Source organism: Haloquadratum walsbyi J07HQW2 (assembly GCF_000415985.1).
GTDB classification, from domain to species: domain Archaea; phylum Halobacteriota; class Halobacteria; order Halobacteriales; family Haloferacaceae; genus Haloquadratum; species Haloquadratum walsbyi_B.
The window spans coordinates 1,281,786-1,302,382 of record NZ_KE356561.1 but is presented as its reverse complement, the minus strand read 5'-3'; the positions used below and the strand labels follow the sequence as shown (position 1 = coordinate 1,302,382).

The 20,597-nt window shown below is 47.4% G+C and carries 19 protein-coding genes and 1 pseudogene; 13 read left to right on the top strand and 7 right to left on the bottom strand.

The window, feature by feature from the left end; genetic code table 11:
* Positions 1–60: 60 nt before the first annotated feature.
* On the bottom strand, positions 61–237 hold the full coding sequence (locus tag J07HQW2_RS17950) for a DUF7838 family putative zinc beta-ribbon protein (RefSeq protein WP_021054507.1): 177 nt from the start codon (positions 235–237) through the stop codon (positions 61–63).
* Positions 238–534: 297 nt separating this feature from the next.
* Here J07HQW2_RS17950 and J07HQW2_RS05905 point away from each other — a divergent pair, with 297 nt between their 5' ends.
* The 3 genes from J07HQW2_RS05905 to J07HQW2_RS05895 all read left to right on the top strand — a co-directional run bounded on the left by J07HQW2_RS05905 (position 535) and on the right by J07HQW2_RS05895 (position 4,549).
* Positions 535–1,044 carry a J domain-containing protein gene (locus J07HQW2_RS05905; RefSeq protein ID WP_021054506.1) on the top strand — a complete coding sequence of 170 codons (510 nt, stop codon included), beginning with the start codon at positions 535–537 and terminating at the stop codon, positions 1,042–1,044.
* 352 nt (positions 1,045–1,396) lie between these two features.
* Positions 1,397–3,028 (top strand): GTPBP1 family GTP-binding protein, encoded by a 1,632-nt coding sequence (locus tag J07HQW2_RS05900; protein WP_021054505.1) that lies wholly within the window; start codon positions 1,397–1,399, stop codon positions 3,026–3,028.
* A 174-nt stretch (positions 3,029–3,202) separates the two neighbouring features.
* The gene (locus J07HQW2_RS05895) at positions 3,203–4,549 is read left to right on the top strand and encodes a M48 family metallopeptidase (RefSeq protein ID WP_021054504.1); all 1,347 of its coding nucleotides are present in this window, start codon (positions 3,203–3,205) and stop codon (positions 4,547–4,549) included.
* A 155-nt stretch (positions 4,550–4,704) separates the two neighbouring features.
* Here the strand turns inward: J07HQW2_RS05895 and mch are convergent, their stop codons facing one another.
* Both mch and J07HQW2_RS05885 read right to left on the bottom strand, forming a co-directional pair.
* Entirely contained in the window at positions 4,705–5,643 is a 939-nt protein-coding gene (gene mch, locus J07HQW2_RS05890; protein ID WP_021054503.1) for a methenyltetrahydromethanopterin cyclohydrolase, read from the bottom strand.
* A 228-nt stretch (positions 5,644–5,871) separates the two neighbouring features.
* Positions 5,872–6,228, bottom strand: coding sequence for an MTH1187 family thiamine-binding protein (locus J07HQW2_RS05885; RefSeq protein ID WP_048075513.1), 357 nt, complete (start codon positions 6,226–6,228; stop codon positions 5,872–5,874).
* Positions 6,229–6,659: 431 nt separating this feature from the next.
* On the opposite strand from J07HQW2_RS05885, the gene J07HQW2_RS05875 reads away from it, so the two are divergent.
* The 3 genes from J07HQW2_RS05875 to J07HQW2_RS05865 all read left to right on the top strand — a co-directional run bounded on the left by J07HQW2_RS05875 (position 6,660) and on the right by J07HQW2_RS05865 (position 9,425).
* Positions 6,660–7,100, top strand: a complete 441-nt coding sequence (locus J07HQW2_RS05875) for a universal stress protein (protein ID WP_021054501.1) — start codon at positions 6,660–6,662, stop codon at positions 7,098–7,100.
* On the top strand, positions 7,087–7,896 hold the full coding sequence (locus tag J07HQW2_RS05870; RefSeq protein ID WP_021054500.1) for an inositol monophosphatase family protein: 810 nt from the start codon (positions 7,087–7,089) through the stop codon (positions 7,894–7,896). Before J07HQW2_RS05875 ends, J07HQW2_RS05870 begins: the two co-directional genes overlap by 14 nt.
* A 389-nt stretch (positions 7,897–8,285) precedes the next feature.
* Positions 8,286–9,425: a DUF63 family protein gene (locus J07HQW2_RS05865; RefSeq protein ID WP_021054499.1), complete on the top strand. Its 1,140-nt coding sequence runs from the start codon at positions 8,286–8,288 to the stop codon at positions 9,423–9,425.
* Positions 9,426–9,655: 230 nt separating this feature from the next.
* On the opposite strand, the gene J07HQW2_RS05860 is transcribed toward J07HQW2_RS05865, so the two are convergent.
* Both J07HQW2_RS05860 and tbsP read right to left on the bottom strand, forming a co-directional pair.
* The gene (locus tag J07HQW2_RS05860; protein ID WP_021054498.1) at positions 9,656–11,464 is read right to left on the bottom strand and encodes a YcaO-like family protein; all 1,809 of its coding nucleotides are present in this window, start codon (positions 11,462–11,464) and stop codon (positions 9,656–9,658) included.
* A gap of 76 nt (positions 11,465–11,540) precedes the next feature.
* The gene (gene tbsP, locus J07HQW2_RS05855; protein WP_048075512.1) at positions 11,541–12,359 is read right to left on the bottom strand and encodes a transcriptional regulator TbsP; all 819 of its coding nucleotides are present in this window, start codon (positions 12,357–12,359) and stop codon (positions 11,541–11,543) included.
* 352 nt (positions 12,360–12,711) lie between these two features.
* On the opposite strand from tbsP, the gene glyA reads away from it, so the two are divergent.
* From glyA to J07HQW2_RS05835, 5 genes and pseudogenes are all read left to right on the top strand, one after another.
* Positions 12,712–13,959, top strand: coding sequence for a serine hydroxymethyltransferase (gene glyA / locus J07HQW2_RS05850; protein WP_021054496.1), 1,248 nt, complete (start codon positions 12,712–12,714; stop codon positions 13,957–13,959).
* 318 nt (positions 13,960–14,277) lie between these two features.
* Positions 14,278–14,654, top strand: a pseudogene (gene tnpA / locus J07HQW2_RS17945) (IS200/IS605 family transposase); the annotation flags it as partial.
* Positions 14,655–15,463: 809 nt separating this feature from the next.
* Positions 15,464–15,580 (top strand): zinc ribbon domain-containing protein, encoded by a 117-nt coding sequence (locus tag J07HQW2_RS17940; RefSeq protein WP_303703992.1) that lies wholly within the window; start codon positions 15,464–15,466, stop codon positions 15,578–15,580.
* 43 nt (positions 15,581–15,623) lie between these two features.
* The gene (locus tag J07HQW2_RS17935) at positions 15,624–15,845 is read left to right on the top strand and encodes a hypothetical protein (RefSeq protein ID WP_303703991.1); all 222 of its coding nucleotides are present in this window, start codon (positions 15,624–15,626) and stop codon (positions 15,843–15,845) included.
* A 261-nt stretch (positions 15,846–16,106) separates the two neighbouring features.
* On the top strand, positions 16,107–17,042 hold the full coding sequence (locus J07HQW2_RS05835; protein WP_021054493.1) for a bifunctional methylenetetrahydrofolate dehydrogenase/methenyltetrahydrofolate cyclohydrolase: 936 nt from the start codon (positions 16,107–16,109) through the stop codon (positions 17,040–17,042).
* A gap of 140 nt (positions 17,043–17,182) precedes the next feature.
* Here the strand turns inward: J07HQW2_RS05835 and J07HQW2_RS05830 are convergent, their stop codons facing one another.
* Together J07HQW2_RS05830 and J07HQW2_RS05825 are read right to left on the bottom strand one after the other, a co-directional pair.
* The gene (locus J07HQW2_RS05830) at positions 17,183–17,632 is read right to left on the bottom strand and encodes a DUF7969 family protein (RefSeq protein WP_021054491.1); all 450 of its coding nucleotides are present in this window, start codon (positions 17,630–17,632) and stop codon (positions 17,183–17,185) included.
* A 145-nt stretch (positions 17,633–17,777) separates the two neighbouring features.
* The gene (locus J07HQW2_RS05825; RefSeq protein ID WP_021054490.1) at positions 17,778–18,326 is read right to left on the bottom strand and encodes an HAD family hydrolase; all 549 of its coding nucleotides are present in this window, start codon (positions 18,324–18,326) and stop codon (positions 17,778–17,780) included.
* A 224-nt stretch (positions 18,327–18,550) separates the two neighbouring features.
* Between J07HQW2_RS05825 and J07HQW2_RS05820 the strand changes: the two genes are divergently transcribed.
* Entirely contained in the window at positions 18,551–19,537 is a 987-nt protein-coding gene (locus tag J07HQW2_RS05820) for a S49 family peptidase (RefSeq protein WP_021054489.1), read from the top strand.
* Positions 19,530–20,546: a DUF4350 domain-containing protein gene (locus J07HQW2_RS05815; protein ID WP_021054488.1), complete on the top strand. Its 1,017-nt coding sequence runs from the start codon at positions 19,530–19,532 to the stop codon at positions 20,544–20,546. Before J07HQW2_RS05820 ends, J07HQW2_RS05815 begins: the two co-directional genes overlap by 8 nt.
* Positions 20,547–20,597 lie beyond the last annotated feature (51 nt).

Below are 20,597 nucleotides of genomic sequence, written 5' to 3'. Positions count from 1 at the left end.
ATATCGATCTCTGAAGGTATATACAAGAATACACTGAATATCTCAATAGTTAATTTAATTTCAATTCAATGCTGAGGGCTCGTCTGCCGTATTAACATCATCAATCTCAATGAACTCATAGCCACACCCATCACAAGCCCATTTGATTTTTGTCCCGAGGTGGACTTCCGTCGATGCTGTCTTCCAAAACTGTATTTCTCCACATTCAGGACACTCATACTCTCGTTCAAGACTCATACAAAGAACTGTGAGCGACGTATTATTGAAAACACTGATTTAATAATTGAAGAGAAATTGAATCCAAATTTTGATTTCTAACTAGACCTGCTCAACGCAGCGTTATCAATATATACGACTGATATGGATCAATTATGCTCACATTTATTAAACCACACGGCGAACGCTACTGGGCTTGACCACAAGGGAATTCATTGAGCACACTCTCGCTGTTGTATATTCAAACATAAAATTATGAATCTTATACCTCTGAGCACCTGTCGAGACGTTTACGTTCGTTGATGTTTAGATACTGATGTGGACGGAGATCGCCTCGTCGTCGGAATCGCAGCCGTCTTTGCAGGTATCACGACTTTACTGACAATACTCTCGTTCGTCTATCAGTTATTCTTACTTGTCGTTGCTGTCCCCTTCGCAATAGCGACGTATCTTCTTTGGTATCATGCAAGTGGACGCATTGAGAAAAAAATCCGTGCAGGTGCAACCCGACAACGGGGTAGTCGCCGTCGTGCGAATCAATCCAGAAGTGCCGCGCGTGGATCAGGTAGTTTTGAGGGATTTGGACCAGGACGGCGTGCAGCAAACCACCGGCAGACCCGCGAGCGGAGCAATCGAACATCACGACGCTCGAGTGGACTTAGCACTGTAGAGGCATATCAAACACTTGGCGTTGATTCTGATGCTGATCAAGCAACGATTAAACGTGCATATCGTGAGCGGGTCAAAGAGACTCACCCCGATACCGAAACAGGTGATGAAGAAAGGTTCAAACGCGTGAATAAAGCATATGAATATCTCTCTGAATAAGTAATCGCAATCATATGTTATTCTTTACCCCATTTGATTTCGAGGAATTATCGTGACTACCCACGTCACCAACTAGCGTGGACATCAGAGGTTTAGTGTTTATTGACTGTTTCAGTCATGACCCATATGCGAGATAATAAAACCCAACGAGGATTATTAATATGATTATACCATCTGATGTGACTCAGGATGCAGCTTTGAGCTTCTTGAATAACAATAGTTGAACTCAATCTTTCGCTTGCATGATACTGTCGTGTTAATTGATATCCACAGTATATCTCAATATCACTAGTGTGAGAAGGGAAGCCACACCACGAAAAAGGTTTTATTAACTCATTACGTACCAAATAGTATGAGCGCTGATCGAGCCGCTCTTGAGGCGGCTCTTGATCGCGGCGAGGAGGAGGGGGGCAACGTTGAATTTAAAGAACGACTCTCCCGTGAGGTGCACCTCGCAGACGGGCGACTCGAAAGCCTTGCAGCGCAACTACGTCACCGAGTACTCTCAGGTGATGGCACTGCAATGTATGTTATCGGTGTAACCGACGATGGTGGCATTGCCGGTATTTCTGCAGATGCGTTCTCAGAGTCTATGGATGTTCTTTCTGTGCTTGCTGAAGAGGCTGGAGCGCATATTGAAGATGTTGAGACTTGGGGCGTTGGCACTGAGATAGAGCGTGGTCGTGTCGGGGTTGCAACCATTACTGAAGGGTCGATGCTCAATGTCGATGATGATCACATCGTCGTCGGGACAGCCGGTCATGTTGATCATGGAAAGTCGACTCTTGTAGGCTCACTTGTTACCGGGACTGCGGATGACGGGCAAGGACAGACCCGTGGATTTCTTGATGTTCAACCTCACGAGGTCGAACGCGGTCTTTCGGCTGACCTCTCATATGCTGTGTATGGATTCACCAGCACCGAGACCGTCCATATGGATAATCCACATCGAAAATCAGACCGAGCCCGGGTCGTCGAAGAGTCTGATCGTCTTGTTTCATTCGTTGATACAGTAGGTCATGAGCCGTGGCTCCGAACAACTATTCGTGGACTTGTTGGTCAACGACTTGATTATGGTCTTCTCGTTGTCGCCGCTGATGATGGTCCCACAAAAACAACACGTGAACATCTTGGTATTTTACTCGCAATGGAACTTCCGACGGTTGTTGCGATCACAAAAGTTGACATGGTCGATAATGAGCGTGTTGCTGAGGTTGAACGCGCCGTTGAACGATTACTTCGCGATGTCGGTCGAACGCCATTTTTAATTGAGCGACATGGAGTCGCTGCGGCTGTCAATGAACTGAGTGACTCAGTGGTCCCGATTCTTCGAACGAGTGCAGTGTCGATGACTGGACTTGATGACCTTGATTCGATGTTTGAGTCGCTCCCGAAGACGACCAACCATGATCGAGACGACTTCCGGATGTACGTTGACCGAACGTACTCAGTGACCGGTGTTGGTGCTGTCGCCTCAGGAACAGTCGAATCCGGTTGTGTTGAAGCTGGTGATGAGTTACAACTTGGTCCAATGCCAGATGGCTCATTCCGCGATGTTGAGGTTCGTTCAATCGAAATGCACTATCATCGCGTTGACCGCGCGGAAGCAGGAAGAATTGTTGGCATCGCCCTGAAAGGCGTCGATGAAGAAGAAATTGAGCGCGGTATGGCACTTCTCCCAGCAGAGAATGACCCGATTCCTGTTCGATCATTTGAGGCTGAAATAATGGTTTTAAACCACCCGACGCGAATCCGAGATGGATATGAGCCAGTTGTTCATCTCCAAACAGCGAGTGAGGCTGTCATTTTCCACCCAGACGATGGACAACTCCTTCCTGGTGACACCGGCATTGCGACTGTTGAGTTCAAATTCCGCCCGTATCTTGTTGAAGAAGGACAACGATTTGTGTTCCGTGAAGGGCAGTCGAAAGGTGTCGGAACGGTTGTTGACATTACTACCTCTATTGACACATCGGACTCATAGCGTTCAGACCGCTTGTTATAATGTTTCCTCTTGATTGATATTTATACCTGTAATGTTTGATATCAACAGTCATGACTCGCGGTGTTTATTCTATCTCAAAATTCAGAGTACGTCACAGTCATAACATGTGTTCCTCCCGAGAGATTGAAACTGTCGGCTCCCAATGATTTAGATATGCTTTCGATATCAACCCCAGTCATTGGACTTACTGTCCTACTCGTTGGTGTACAGGTGTTGTATTCAGCACTTGATGCAATTAATATCAGCTATGGGACCACGGCTGTTCGCGATGCAGACACGTGGATCCGTGAGGGACTCAATATTTCAGACCCCGAGCGAATACTTTCATATCAACGCTCAACAACAATTCTCTCACGGATTCAATCATGGGTTGGACTCGCAACTGTGCTAGGCGTTGTATTGACCGGTGCCTACGCTGGTCTGGTACAAACACTCACAAAAACTGGATTTGGTCCATCGGTACAGGGTATACTACTCATTGCCGGTGCTGTTTTTGCGTCGCGTTTGTTCAATGCACCATTTGATATATACAAGACATTTGTTATTGAAGATCGATTTGGATTCAATAATCAGTCAATAATGTTATGGCTCCGTGATTGGATTATCGGTCTTGTCATTGGACTCATTGCAACGACCCTAATCGGGGGGGTGGTCCTTTGGGTTATACAGGCTGTCCCATCGTTATGGCCCGTTCTTGGGTGGCTCGTTGTAATTGGCGTATCACTCGCAACAATGGTTATTTACCCACGAGTAATCGCACCACTGTTCAACGATTTTGAGCCGATCGAGTCTGGAGCGCTTCACGATGCAGTCGAAGATGTATTTGAGCGAGCTGGATTTGATTGTGAACAAATATACGAAATGGATGCAAGTCGTCGCTCCTCGCATTCAAACGCGTACTTTATTGGATTTGGTCGTGCGAAACGAGTCGTATTGTTTGACACTCTTATTGAACAGATGAATACTGACTCAATTCAGGCGGTCCTTGCACACGAGCTTGCGCACTGGAAGAGAGCACACATCTGGAAGCAACTCGCTGTGTCTGCAGTCCAAATGGGAGTAGTCTTTGCTTTCCTGTGGTGGATTACTAGTTCTGGGTGGGTATACACTGCATTTAATCTCCCATCAGTGACGTACGCTGCATTAGCGATTGGGCTATTATACGCCGGACCAGCTCTTGGATTACTTTCACCTGTGACAAACCGGCTTTCACTGTCGCATGAACGCGAAGCCGATGATTTTGCAGCTGAGACCATGGGTGGATCAAGAGCCATGACACAGGCGCTTCAAACGCTTGCTGGTGAAAATTTACAGAATCCATTTCCACATCCAGCATACGCCGCATTCCATATGACTCACCCACCGATTCCGACGCGTATCCGCCGACTCCGTGAGCAGCACGGCAATAATGATGCTGATGATGGTCTTCTTAACACGGATGACTCATCCACTGAGACTGATGGAGACACCGATGATGATCCAGCAACACCAGCAGCCTGATATTAATTTTAGCTTCAGCGGGTTTTGTGAACCTGATGTCGGTTATTATGTACGCTACAGCAGTACAGATGTCAACAACTTTGTGACTAATATGACATTCACCGAACTAATGAAATAAATACGTAATCTAAATGATAGGATCACGGAGAGTATGATCAATAATCAAATGATTCAGCAACAAGTTCCTCATTTGTGTCACCAAGAACATGCGTTGGACCGTCAATTACATCAACCGTCACTTGTGCAGGCGCAAAGACGCTTTCCGGAACGTCATAGAAATCCCAATCTGCCTCGGCGAAGATTTCTTGAAACGGTGTCCCATATTTATTATGAGCAGTCGAAGGAAGCTGTTCAAGCACAGGATCATCCGTTGTGACGGTGAGATGCACGGTACCTCCATATGCTAATGCATCGTTTGTTCGCCCCATTGCAACGCTTTCATTATGACTGATTGGTGCGATTGGTGCTGACCCATAGGCTGAATGAACGTTTCGGACATCGTATCCAAGCTCAAATAATCGGAATAATGCAAGCTCTGCAGCCCGTGCTGCGGCTGTGACACTACCGACGATGGATCCAGTGGCATATGTTGGGAGCATAACTCCACCCGGATTTACATCTGCCTTCTGGGCAACATGGTCAATGACAGTCTTAGACGGGAGTGAAATGCTTTCAATACTAAGCACAGCCAACTCAAACTCATCAAAGTACTCTAAAGTGCGAAATTCATCTTCTTCGGCGACAAGTGCACGAGCTGGTCCTGCTCCAAGCCCTTCGAACACTGGGTCATCGAATTCAAGCTCCCATCCTGCCTTTTGTGAGCATAATAATGCTACTGCCGGATGGTCTGTTTGAACTTCAACATGCGGCGTCTGTACGCCTGCAACATCATCCATCCGCGTCTGTATCGTCGCCAACCCGGCAGTCTGGATCTCAGCGAGCAATAATCCGGCCTCAACACCACCTTCTGCGTTTACACCAAAATCAAGTACTCTCGCACCGGAATCTAATTCCTGTGGAGTGATTCGGAGTTCCTCAGCAAAATCAATCGCTTCGTCAACAAGCTCAACCGCCATCCGGTTGATTGAGTCCATACTCAACATTGCGGGGCACTAGATAAAGGGGTTCGCTCAAGCGTCAGAGGTAATCATTTTGTTATTTTTATTATTTGCGCAGACATATCTAATATACGCAATATGACATACAAATATGATACAATATCTGGATGTCAAATCTAAAATTTCTAACTTCTGCCTCGGCTCTACATCCAGCTTTATGAACGTTTTTATTATACCCGAGAACAAAATTAGAGGAATCACTCACTAATCATTTGTCTCTGCTTTTGTCTTCGATTCTTCGGTTGGCGATGTAATACCACTTTGAGCAGGTCGACCGAGATTCTCTTCGACAGCATCAACCTTCTCCTGAGCAGTCGTCTCGCGTGCCCGCTTGTCGTCAATTTTCAAAACGGTACTCACACGATCTGCGTCGACAGCATCATGAGCAGCCTGTGCAGCAGCAAACAGTGTCTCCGTATCATCTGCTTCAATAACTGTCCCCATTGGATTTGTCTCATAACTAACTGGGAACTCATCAAGTGCTGCCACGGCATCCGCAACATGACTTGCCATACTCTCTTCGATAACTGGTGCAACGCTCAACAGTGCAATCACACTCATTGTTAGCTGTCCGTTATCCAGTAAGAAAATCATTCGCTCGTGGATGGTGATTCTTATTGAAGAATCATACCCACTAGTATTGATAGATTGATTGAACAATTATACTATATCATTGATGTCAACTATGATCAAATTCAATCCGGATTACCGTTGCACGCTCAATATGATACAAGCTCATCCGCGAAATCGACGATCCCTCACGATGATCGTGTACTCTCATCTAGATTGTAATAATAGCGCTCGTCTCGATGCACTCAATAATGTCACGCGCGATATAATCATCAAGAGTAAATATATTATCACGATTTAAACATACCTATTGCTGTTTGTAATGTCTGCAGATTTACACTCAGTTGGATAATAATCAGTATATCGCGGGAGAAGAAAGCAGGATATAGAACCGAGGGGATATACTCGATATATGAGACTATATGTTCAATCGAATTTTATTACCAACAGATGGGACCGATGCGATGCAGACGGTCATCGATCATGTGGTTGACATTGCTACTCGCCGCGATGCAGTAGTACACATTCTATATGTTGTTGATGATCGAGCATTCCTTACCCTCCAGGACGGCATGAAAGCCGACGTAATCGCTGAACTTGAGACCGAAGGCGAGGCTACTCTTGAAACGACTACTCGTCTGTTCCATGACTCTGACATCACAACAACGACTGCACTTCGTAAGGGCGACCCAGCTGATGAGATTATCTCATACGCTACTGAAGCAGATATTGACCTAATCACAATGGGGACCCGTCGATCTGATTATACGGAAAATCTCGTCGGTAGCGTTTCACAGTCGATTGTTGCCCGCGCAGATATCCCCGTATTAACAACGAACCTTACACACGATGACGATAGCTGAACGTATCAGTGTCGCACGTGATGCTGCGCGTGCTGGTGCAGACGTTGCTGCTGATAATTTCCGAACTAAACTTATTATTGAAAAAAAAGATGCCAAGACAGATGTAGTAACACAAGTCGATCGCGATGCTCAAACAGCGGTTATTGAGTCGATCCGTGCGACATTCCCTGACGATGCTATTGTCGGCGAAGAAGGGGATGCACTGAAAATGGTTCCTGAAAATGGTGCTGCATGGGTTATCGACCCGATTGATGGCACAAATAACTATGTTCGTGGAACGCGAACGTGGGCAACGGTCGTTGCTGTCGTGTGCGATGGTGTTACCACTGCTGGGGTCATCACACTTCCAGAACTCAACGATGATTACTGGACAGATGGCGAATCAACATATCGGAACGGTTCCCGTGTATCAGTTTCGGAGACAGCAGACCCAGAGGCGGGCGTTGTCTCCCCAACGATGTGGTGGGATTTCGATTCACGCGATGAATTTGGCAATGCATGTCAAGCTGTCGTCGATCGTTTCGGTGACCTTCGCCGAATCGGTTCTGCACAGGCTGCTCTCGCCAGTGTTGCTGATGGTTCGCTTGATGGTGTTATTACAAATCTTCGGACAAACCCCTGGGATACACTTGCCGGTGTAGCGATGGTTCGTGCTGCCGGTGGTACTGTGACAGATATTCACGGTGACACCTTCCGACACGACTCCGTTGGGCTTGTTGCCTCAAATGGCGTGATACACTCAGAGGCTCTTTCAGCAGCACAGTCTATCGGTAATCCAGATGCAACCACAAAATGAACCAATATGGTATTTGTGATCTTTACTACTCCTTATCTAGAATAACCCCCCGATTTAACTCAGTATTATGACAGATATCTGCCTGCATTATAATGCGTCATCACGCAGATATTATGAACTGAAACACAGACTCGGAGGTGTGCGGAAATATGTCAATTTTCGTCTGATCTTCAGCTCGGAGACTGCCTGTTTATATGATATTGTCAGATATCATCTGATAGTTCGTTAGAAATTATTGCATCGGCACGATTGGTAGACACCTAATGATGCGTATACTTCATTCACCCGCAATTGAATGATCGATTATTATAGAGTAATCAATAGAGCTGTCGCCGCATGCTTTGAATTAGACCGGAATTCTCAACAGTGATGCCATCGCCAATATATATATGTCTACTGTCGCTGCTCGCTTCGATACTTCCCCAGAACGTCTGTGGGTCGGCACCGTATCAACGACAGTTGCTGTGCTTGTTATTGGGTCGCTCATTGCCCCAGAAGCAGTTTATGATAGCTTTCTCTGGCATTATTTCTGGGGACCGGTTCAGGCAGACGCCAACTCTGCAGTCTGTGCGGTTAGACCTGGATCGACAGTGCAATACCTAACTAGTACGGTAACCTGTGCTAACGCTGCTGAGCCTGTTGCTTATCCTGGTTATACGCTCGTTTCTGAAATTGGATACATGATCACCCTACTTGTCGCGCTAATCGGGATTGTATTTCTCCTTCGGCAACTCAACATTGGATCTGATCGACAACTATTCTACGCGCTTACCCCATTCGTCTTTTTTGGCGGGGCACTCAGAGTCATTGAAGATGCAAACGATGCAATACCGTCCGCTGACGCGCTCATTAGTTATCCACTCAACACACTTGTTATCAGCCCGATTATCTATTTCACCGTTTTTGCAGTCACACTCGCTGCTGTCGGACTCACTGTTTGGGCAGAACGTCGCGGTATCGTCGGTCGATATGACCGACTTCTGTTCATCACTGGAATAGGTGTACTCACACTTGCTCTTGGGTATCTTATTTCACTCGTCGTTACCTCTGCTCCTAGCGTTGAATTTTACCCACAGGTGCTTCTCAGTGTACTCACTGGGGCAACTCTCGTAACCGGAGTCACATGGTGGGCAATCAAAACACTCGCACCGTCTATCAACCGTGGTACAGAACTTATTGGATTAGTTATCATCTGGGGACATGCCGTCGATGGAGTCGCAAATGTAATTGGGCTTGATTGGATGCGCGCGATTGGCGCTGGACCGAATCTTGTCCCGAAACACCCCGTTAATCAACTCGTTGTCGACGTCACTGGATCGATACTTCCGGTATCAGTTCTGAGTATTACCGGTGACACATGGCCATTTCTCATTATAAAGCTCCTTGCAGCGACATTCGTCATCTGGGTGTTCGAACCAGAGATATTCGAGGAGAGTCCTCGGTATACAATGTTACTTCTTATTGCGGTCTTGGCGGTTGGATTAGGACCAGGCACGCGTGATATGCTTCGAGCGACATTCGGAGTTTGATATTTTGAGTTATAGATGCAATATAAAATCAAATTTCTAAATCTATGATCGTGGCTACGTTGTTATCTAATATGATATCTTTTAATCTTATCTTGATACCCGAGCTGTGATACCGATCTGATCACTTTGCCAGTAATACCGGCAACTACCCCAATCTGGATATGACTAGCTGCACGAGTACTGTTGGTAATGGTACGCGGTCATGATGAGCTACTCATACAGGTCAACTGTCATGGGAATGGGTGAAACGATCGATCAAGCCTTGAATTGAAGCCAAACTCGCGTGGTATATTCCTAGCACGCTCACCAAAGAAACTATTCTGTTGAAATAGAGGTTGTGCTCTTGGAATAAGCACTCTGACAACTTCAAACCCAAGTTTCGAAACATCGCGCGTCGTTATTCGTGTCGCATACACGTCAAGATCAACCTCAATCACACGGTCAATGAGCGACTGAACTGCGTGTTCCCCGGTTGGTATTGGTGAGGGTGCTATATCTTCCGCTGAAATTGTGTTTTCGCTCATAATGAACTCCCGTGCACGATCCGGGAATGTTGCATACTCACCAATCGCCCCGGCAGCATCCGATGCATCATCTTCTCCCATTGCTCGCAACTCCATCCAATTTTGTAACGCCTCTGTAAGCGACCCTTGTGCGGTTGTAAACGGGTCAAGACCTGCGGCTGACCCAATAGCGAACCGTGGCCACTCACCATCATTACGGTAAACCGCAGTTGCAATCACGGGAATATCAATATCTTGAGTGAGTAAAATTGTCTGTACATTGAGTCCTACTCCCTGAGCGCGCTGACAGAGTGTCTGATACTGTTCATCATCAACTGTCAGTTCAATTGGTTCGAACGTTGAATACCAAGCGAGCATTGCTGCGTCGCGTTCGATGACCTCAGAGAGCCCAGCACGCAGAGCTTCAACGCCTCCATTCCCAAGTCCGAGACCTGTTGTGATTGCTGGACGGTATCGCTCATCTGGCGGTGGATGGTAGACGAATGTTGCCGGCAGTGTCACACGCTCATCATTTGACAGATCTACGCCGGGAACCCATGAGATTGGCGTGCTCGGATCGTATGTCGGCGTTTCCTTTGGTTGCACGAACTGTTGAGGAGAGACCGGTCCATTCTGTGCATGCTCGGATGCTGTGATAAACATCTCAGTTCGGTAGACTCCTGCACAGTATCGCTCAAGTGCTTCTCCGAGTGCCTTCATATATGCAGCATTCCAGTCGATATCAACACCAGCAGCAAACTCAACGGCACGAACATCACTAATTGACTTCGTTGATGCTGTTTGTGCGATATAATATGGAGCAGGGAATGACTCACGCTCACCAACCTGTGTGATGATCCCGAGTCGATCATCGACAGCCCGCTCAGCACGAGAAAGCGATACTTCAAGATCTACATTGCGGGTTGTCTGCTGTGGAATGAACTGCTCAACTACATCACCACTGTGAGTGCTTACCTCCGGGATATCTATTAGATCTCGTTCAGGTCCGACTGTTGTTCCCGAGATCTCGAGCACGGTTCCGGAGACATCACTGTCACTATCGCCATCAGATCTATTGCACATTGCAACAGCTCGCTGACCAGCGAGTGAACCTGCTGTGATGATGACTCGGTCTGTAAATTCTGTATTGCTCGATGATCTCGCCGCTATAACACGTGTTTGCAATGTCTCAAAAGTGGGTCCACATACAGGGAACGCGGTAATTGCAGCATCAACCTCGTCGATAGAACATCCACCCATTCCACCGAATTCAACAAGAACTACAGGTGAGCCAGCAGTGAGTGCTTCCGAAGTTACTGCCGTTATATCATTCGTTGCCTGATTGGTTGTCGTTATAACGACAGTTACATCTGCATCTATCGGTGAATCAGTGCGAATGAATGTTGATTTTGACTTTGAGTTTGACTCTGAGCCACCTGCATCAGGGTCTGGATTCATATCAGATACGATTACCTGGCTTGCAGCATTAATCGCAGCAGACGGCCCTGATCCGACAACCGCAAATGCATAGCTCACAGGGATGAGTCATCAGCCAATAATAAAAATACACACGAATATACAATGACCTACTATTGTCATTGCTGATTTCAATCTATGCGAGTAGATTTTTTGCGACACCAGCTAATTGATCGGAACTAGCACTCACAAGCCGATTATGACCAAGCTTCAATCGAAGCCGCGGTCGACCGACATCAATTGGGACTTTTTCAGTGTCAATAAGACCTGATTCTTCAAGTTCCGTTTTTGTTCGTGAGAATGTTGCCTTACTTGCAATTCCGACATCTTCGCCCCATTTTGAAATATCATAGAGGAGCACATTATTTTTTGCAGCGACCAATAGGCTAATTGTTACTTCGTTGAGTCCCTTCCCATCACCACGGGCGGTCTGTAGTGTTGTCAGCATCGAATCAAAATCTGATCGTGTCTCATCACCAATTTCACTTGCGAGTGTTGACCGGACGGATGAAATCGCTGGTGTCCGTAGTGGATACGATGCTGCTGATTCAAACGTCTGCTCATACAAACCGCGTACGTCGGCAACAAATTCGGTATCATCCGCAACCATCCCAGCAACTCGATTATTCACTTGAACTATAGTAACAGTTGAATTCGTGGTCACAACCAATGAGTTCGGCTCTGAAATGTCACCTGTTCGGAGTGTAAGTACATCTGAGTCGACGAGTTCGGCTGCATTGCTCGCAACAATAAAATCATCCATCACATCCTTCAGTAGTTGTTCATTAGACAATAATCGAACATTAGTATTACTGATGAGCGTATCAGAACAGTCTGTAACGAGTGCCTTAGCGAGATTTTGAGTTGGATTAATCATATACACCGTTCCCGTCGCTTCTGAAAGCACGGAGCCAAGCACATGCGCCATATCTGTGCCAAGCACATTCGCATCAATACTCATGGGCGATATAGCGTACTACAGCGTATTGAAATTTATTACAAGCTAAATTTCGTGGAATACTCTATGAAATCTGTTTATTACCGTCAAAGCACTCGTTAAAACGGTATTTGTATCTATAGATGACCATACACAAATAAAATAATTGTTGACTGATATATTATGGATTAGTTCATAACTGTAGTGATACAAATGTCGCTAACTTATGTTGAACGAAACCACCTGCATTTATGAAATATCAATTTAGTCTTATTCTAAATATACAATTACCGACACGACGAGGGAAAATAGACAGGTAAAATCACGGGAAGTGGACACACTTATTGGAGTAACGCCCTCGATGATTTGTATGGAACGTAGTCATATTCGCGATGTCGATCCGGATGCAGCCGATGCCCTTTCGAATGAACGACAGCGTCAGGAGGATACGCTCGCGATGATTGCGAGTGAAAATCACGTCAGCGAAGCCGTACTTGAAGCACAAGGAAGCGCACTGACAAACAAGTACGCTGAGGGATATCCCGGTGAGCGATATTACGCTGGCTGTGAATACGCTGATGACATTGAGACACTTGCAATTGAGCGCGCCGAAGAACTATGGGGTGCTGAACATGTTAATGTCCAACCACACTCCGGGACTCAAGCGAATATGGCTGTATATCTCACTGCGCTTGACCCCGGAGATAAAATACTCTCACTGGATCTCACACACGGTGGGCATCTAAGCCACGGTCACCCAGCAAATTTCACCGGACAGACGTATACTGTTGAGCAGTACGAAGTTAACCCTGAAACGGGATATATCGATTATGAGGGTCTCAAATCAAAAGCTGATGAATTTAATCCCGATATTATCGTTTCTGGATACTCTGCATATCCACGAGAGGTCGAATTTGAGCGAATTCAAGAGGCTGCAGATCTTGCTGATGCATATCATCTTGCTGATATTGCCCATATCACCGGTCTTGTTGCAGCCGGTGTTCACGCCTCCCCCATCGGCGTAGCAGACTTCGTGACTGGATCAACACATAAGACAATTCGTGCAGGACGTGGCGGTATTATTATGTGTAATGAAGAACACGCCGATGATATCGATAATTCGGTATTCCCAGGTGCACAGGGTGGACCGCTTATGCACAATATCGCTGGGAAGGCAGTCGGATTCAAGGAAGCACTCTCCAGTAACTTCGAGGCATACGCTGAACAGACACTGAAGAACGCGGAGGCACTCGCAGATACGTTCACCGACGCTGGACTTTCTGTTGTCTCCGGTGGTACTGATAATCATCTTGTTCTTGTTGACCTTCGACCATCACACCCAGAAACAACTGGAAAAGAAGTTGAAGCAGCCCTCGAATCAGCTGGCATTATCATGAACGCGAACACGGTCCCTGGTGAGACACGGTCAGCATTCAATCCAAGCGGTATTCGTGTCGGAACTCCAGCACTTACTACCAGAGGATTTACTGAGTCGACAGTTCGCGAGGTTGGTGAACTTATGATTGATCTTATTGACAATCCAAACGATGATGAGTTGATCGCCACTGTCAGTAACCGCGTCGATACATTGACAGATGAATATCCGCTATACGGATAACTGAACTACTCTCTGCAACTCAAACGCTGCTGAATCCCTCTGCACGGATGCTATTTTTTGTTTCATCTCAATGGTTACCTCCTAATAATATCTAACTAAGTTACTTTTCGATATCTCTCCTTGATCGAAAATCAACAGTAGATAAACACAATCTGATTGATTACAGCGGTAGCAAGGCGAAAGCCCACCCCCGCCCCGTTTCCGGCTGAGATCAACCCGACAACTGCGAATCAATCCACGCTCGTAGCCACGGCTGGAGTTGGATGCTTACGTAACATCATTAGCTGAGGCTGCTCTATATATTGATGATGCCTCGTTGTGTTCGACAGGGAACGTACCAATGTCCACAAACCCCAATCCCACTTCATCTGATGCCCGAAGTACTGCAAATCGGCACTAACGAGCGAGGCACGTGACCGTCTTGAAGAACTCATCGAGGAGAAAGCCGACGACCTTGACCTCGAAATACTGGAGTTGGCGATTCGCCCCGACCACGTACACCTGCTCATCACAGGCGACCCGACTCTCGCCCCAAACAAAATCATGCAACAGCTCAAAGGCTACTCTTCGCGCCGACTTCGGGAGGAGAGGAGTTTGAGTTCGGCTTGCCGTCGCTATGGACACGCTCGTACTTCGTCTCAACTGCGGGCGACGTATCCAGCGAAGTCACTGAAGAGTACACCGATGTCAAAGCAAAGCAGGTGAGTAGCATAGCATGCAACGGAACGGAACGGAACGTCTCAACCACGGTGGGGGTTAAAATCCACTCGCTGATCATCAAGAAAACCGACCTACTCGCCCGTGAGTACGAAGCGTTCCAGACGGCTGTTCACGGCGGAGACGCTGACCTCTACCCTGCGACCGGTCAGCAGGCGTCGAAAGTACAGCGACAGAAATGTATGAATCCCGGCACTCAAGAACCTGTCGTCCTTCGCAACGACGTGTTCGACGTGTCCCACGACGAGGACACCGTTCTTTCGTCGTGGTGGGTCACAGTCCCCGTCTACGACCCTGAACAGGCGGGGAAACTCCATCTGGCTCCTGCCCACGTCTCGTACAAGGACTACCAACTCGTCCGTGAGGGTGATATTCGGGACAGCGAGTTAGTGCGTCGTGGCGGTGACTGGTACATCCACCTCGTCGTCAAGCGGTCTGTGACCGTCCAAGACGAGTCCGACGACGTGCTGGCTATCGACATGGGCAGGCATGGGTCGCCACCTGCGCGTTCCTCTCCGACCGCTAAACCACCTTCTACGGCGAGGAAGTGCGTCGTATCCGCGAACACTGCGAGCAGTTGCGGAAGTCCATCGGGAAAGCGAAACCGTGACAAGGGCAGCAGGTCATGGGACGCATCGGTGATTCGGAAGCGCGGAAAGTAGATGACCGACTCCACAAGATTGCTCGCTCCACCGTGGAAGTCGCCGAGAAACGGAACGCCCTTACAATCCGGTGGGATTCACAAGGGTAATAATAAGGCTGGTACGTGAATGACTAGACCCACAAGATGCCGTTCGTCCGCCTGCTCAACTACATCGAGTACAAAGCCCACGACGCGGGTATCGAGGTGCAGTTGGTCGAAGAATACGACACGTCGCGTCGCAGACGTGCAATCGGTGTGTGAGAGGTTCGAGACACGCAGGAACACTTCGAGTCGAGTGTCCAGAGTGTGGGCTGGACGGGACGACAATGCGGACAAGAACGGTGCGCTGAATACTGGGAAGCGAGCCTTTGGGCAAGTTCCCGAAACCGCTGTCCGAGGCGGGGCGGGGGCTGGACTGGCACAGCCCGACACGCAGATCATCGTCCAACGTGACGAGGAACCTGCGAACCTCTCTGTATCCGTATCCGTAGATTCAATCCCCAGCGGGGGAACCGCACAGCGTTAACCGTGGGAGGATGTCAGGTTGCTAAATCACAGTCATAATATAATTGATACAGAATGAATCCTATCTTTATTTCTGATATAATACACTCATATTGCATCTCATCCACACCGATGATCTGTCACGTATAAACAGCATCCACATATACCAGATACCATGTCAGGAGAACATCTGCTGACAAGTTCATGCCTGTGAGCCAGTATTTGTCTCAACACGACACAGTTGTTTATTTACATATCGAGGTTTCGGTGAGCGACCAAATTAATGCGTTTCAAGTATGTCGCTGTTGAGTATTTCTGTATGACTCAGACACAGACACGACTGATCGATGGCACAGAAGTCGCCGCATCGATCAGATCTGAGCTTATTAGCAGTGTTAGACGAATCGATAATACTGGAACGACGCCACAGTTGGCAACGGTCTTGATGAATGATGATCCAGCAAGCCAGACGTATGTTTCAATGAAACACGATGACTGCGAGGAAGTCGGAATTGCAACACGGGATATTGAGATTGATCCGGAGGCACCAGCTGCTGAACTGTTTGATACAGTCGACGAACTAAATGCTGATCCATCTGTACATGGAGTCCTTGTGCAGATGCCCCTACCCGATCATGTAGATGAACGTGAGGTCCTTCGTCGTGTTGATCCGAAAAAAGATGTTGATGGGTTTCACCCCGAGAATGTTGGGCGGCTCGTTGCTGGACAAGCGCGATATAAACCATGCACACCGCATGGGATTCAAAAACTGCTAACTGCGGCTAATGTCGAAACCGAGGGAGCGGACGTAGTCGTCATCGGTCGATCAAATATTGTTGGAAAGCCAATGGCAAATTTGCTCATTCAGAAAACTGACGGAGGAAATGCAACAGTGACCGTATGCCACTCCCGAAGTGATGACCTGGCTTCAAAGACTCGCACAGCTGATATCGTCATCGCTGCTGCTGGTGTTCCTGAGATGATTGATGGGGATATGCTCTCATCCGGAGTTGTAATTATCGACGTCGGAATCAATCGCGTCGAGACTGAAACTGGAAGTGAACTTGTTGGTGACGTTGCATTTGAGTCTGCAGCCGAAAAAGCAGATGCAATCACACCTGTCCCTGGTGGCGTGGGACCAATGACGCGAGCGATGTTACTGTGGAATACAGTGAAAGCAGCCGCGGTAGCCACAGAGGTGTCCATCGAACTCCCCTAGACGAGAGAGAGTCGAGATCTTTTTTAATTAACTTTAGTCTCAGAGTTACGCCCGATGTCACTGAATATTGAAACAGCTCGTGAGATTCATTCTGTAGCTACAAACGCGAATCTTCCGTATATTTTTATTCTGCAGGACTGTTATCGTCGAAATCCACCTGGACCATCCGGGCTGGTAGGACCGTTCGGTTTGGATGGACCTGCTGTATCAGAGGCAATCCGCACCTGATCGGTATCGGGTTGAGGTTCGATTTCATTACCATTCTCGAATCGAACAAATGAGAGATAAAATGTGCGATCACAGGGGCTGGTCATAGTTGGATTCTCCACATCATCTGCATTACTCTGGTCACCTGTCCATCGGATTCCAGTTTCTGTTTGACCCACATCCGATTCTGGAGGCATTTCTCCACAGACAAATCGAATTCCATCAACTGACTCATACGATGCATTCGCTGAATCATGTGGATCAGCGTATGTCCATCCTTCAAGTGGATATGGTGTGACCGACTTATCAGCGAGGTACCCCTCGCGTTCAATCTCTACGACAGCTCCACAGTGTGGACAATAATATGTCACGGGATAACTCATTAAATCAATGTATGTCCTGGACCTGATTGACCATATCGGTCCGTTCAAGCTACCCCGTGATGCTCATCTCAACTACCGTCACTCTAGGCCCGCATGAAAGGGTCTCCGTACTTGCCTCAGATCGCTCTGAGGAGGATATATTAGTTCATACCGTAGTAGTTTCCGCATATCGGAAAGAAACACCAGCCCGCTCAGCTGTCGTCTCGTCTCGTTTTGAGTCGCCAATAAAGACTGCTGTATCTGGGTCCACAGAGAGTTCATCAAGAGTATGTAATAATGGGTCCGGTTCAGGCTTTTGTGCCTCAATAGTATCTCGACCGATAACCGCAGTCAAATTCGAATCAAGATCTTGTATTTGGAGCGCGATCTTACAGGCAGCCTCGCAGTTGAGTGAGCAAACTCCCTCCTGAGGAGCAACGCTCCCGACATCATTCGCGTGTCTTAATCGGTCAGCTGCTCGCGCTCCGCGTCGCTCGTGCTCGGCAATAACAGCCTCAACATCATCGCGAATCCCTCGTTTAGACGCGAGATTCAACATTTCCCACAAATCAATACCACCAATATCAATACCTGCTGTCTGAAAAACTTCTGCGACATCAGCAGCAACAATGTCCCAGTTGACAGATAACTGCACTAACGTTCCATCGAGATCCCACACAACAGCCTCAAACTCCGACAGTGAATCGTAATCCATCAGTGACTATCTCATGCATGCAAAAAAGAAGGTTTTGAATATTGAGAACAGAATCAGCTCACCATTCAATGTCTCCTCGTAATGTCTCACTATCAAATACCTGAGATAATACCCAGAATTAACTGAAAATCAAATGACAGAAGCCGTCCAGGACAAAAGAAGATGATGATAGCTAGACTAACTTGACTGTCAAGATTTATTCGTCTGCTCTCCGTTTAATATGTATGTCAGCCGATGGCAACCGGACAACAACTGTCGCAGCATATGTCGTCATTATTGCTGCTGCTGTTGTAATCGCATCAGTTGCTGCTCCGGTCGTTTTTAATACGGTCTCTGGATCTGGGTCTGGTGAAAATGGTGAATCAAGCGTAGCTGTCATTACATTTCGTGGTGGAACAACAAGTGCGAACGTCGCTGCCGCCACGGAATCACTTCGTGATGCACGAACAAACGGATCTGTTGATGCAATCGTGCTTCGAATAGATAGCCCCGGTGGTCCTGTCGACGCAAGTGAAGAATTTTATCTTGCCGTCAATCGCACAGCAGCTGAGATGCCTGTTGTCGCATATGTTGAGGGGACGGCTGCCTCGGGAGGATACTTTGGGATTGCTCCCGTCGATCAGATCGTCGTCAAGCCGAGCTCAACGGTCGGAAGTATCGGTGTTATTATTCAGGCGCCACTGAGTGCAGTTGAGAACATTGAAAATCAACGACAAGTCTTCATCCGGTCAGGTCCTGATAAAGCCCAGATTACTCGTGATGGGCTTCGGGAGAATCTTGAGTTACTTCAGGAGGCATTCGTTGATACAATCATGACGCATCGCGGCGATGAACTTTCACTCAGTCGAACAGAGGTTGCAACTGGACAAACATTCCTAGGTCCGCAAGCCGTCGAAAACGGATTTGCTGACCAGACTGGTGACCTCAATTTCGCTATTGAGGAAGCTGCTGAGCGTGCTGATGGAATCTCCGGAGACGAATATGATGTATATTACAAGTCAGCGGGCGCACAACAACTGAATGTCATCGTTCTTGGTGAAGATGAGTCCAGTCCGCTCGGAGAGAACACTGCTGATACTGTTTATGTTGACGCGCGTCCAAACGACAATACAGAGGCGACTGATCAATTCGTTGAACCAATCAAGTATTATGCTGTTTGGGGCGTTCCGCAAACAACAAATCAAACCGTGGAGGTAAGCAGTAATGAGTGATCGTATAATCAAACCACTCGCCGTATTCATTCTTGTTATCGTTGTTATCCTTGCTGGCACAGCGTTGATTGGCCTTCTTTCAGGAGCCAGTGGAACACCTGATGGACAGCGGATTGATGGGCAATCGCCATCACAATTTCAAGCATCGAATCTGAACCAGGATGTCGACCCAGAATCGGGATCCATCACAATTGAATCTGGGATAGCTACGACCAACGGTAATGGTGGGTCTATTCTTGTTGATTTACGCCACGGCAATGCCGTTACGCAAGCTGAAATTGAGCCAATAAAGAGTTCAATGTTTTCTGCTGGTCACTCAGTTGAGTTTGATAATGGTGAGGATCCACTCAATGAAACACTTGATGAGTATGATGGATATCTCATTATCCAACCAACCGAAGGATTCTCTGAGTCAGAGCGTGAGGCAATTGATGAGTTTACTGCGAACGGAGGACGCGTTGCTATCCTTGGCGAACCGACGCAACCTCGTGTTGTTTCATCAGGACTTTTTGGAACGTCGACTTCGCTTGTTTCATTTGGGGCTGAGGATCTGACTGATGAATACGGAGTTAGGATTGGACCAGAATTGCTGTACAATACTGCAGATGAGGCAAATGACAATGGATTCAAAAGTATCTATACAACGCCGGTTCGTGGAAATCAGCTGACCGAAGGCGTTGAAACGGTTACATTTGATCGTGGTGGCTATGTTCTCACGCGTGAGAATAGTGGTGCAACGACCGTCTTCACTGCAGTCGAGGGTACACAAACACTCGAGACGCGTCGGACAGGCACGTACTCGACCGTTGTGCGTAATGATGACATTGTTTTTGTCGCAGATTCAACGTTTATCAAACCAATTGAGGTGTATGACGCTGACAACGAAGTATTCATCAGTAATCTAATGGAGTTCTTGCTTAGTGGTGAAGACTCTAGAGGTGTCAGCGAACCGGCAGCCTCTGACGCTCAATCAGCACAAAACGAATCGACAACTCCAACTCAAGACTGAGTGATCTCTGTAAGAGATTTCAGCGGATTACTATCAAAGTTTCAACTAGTA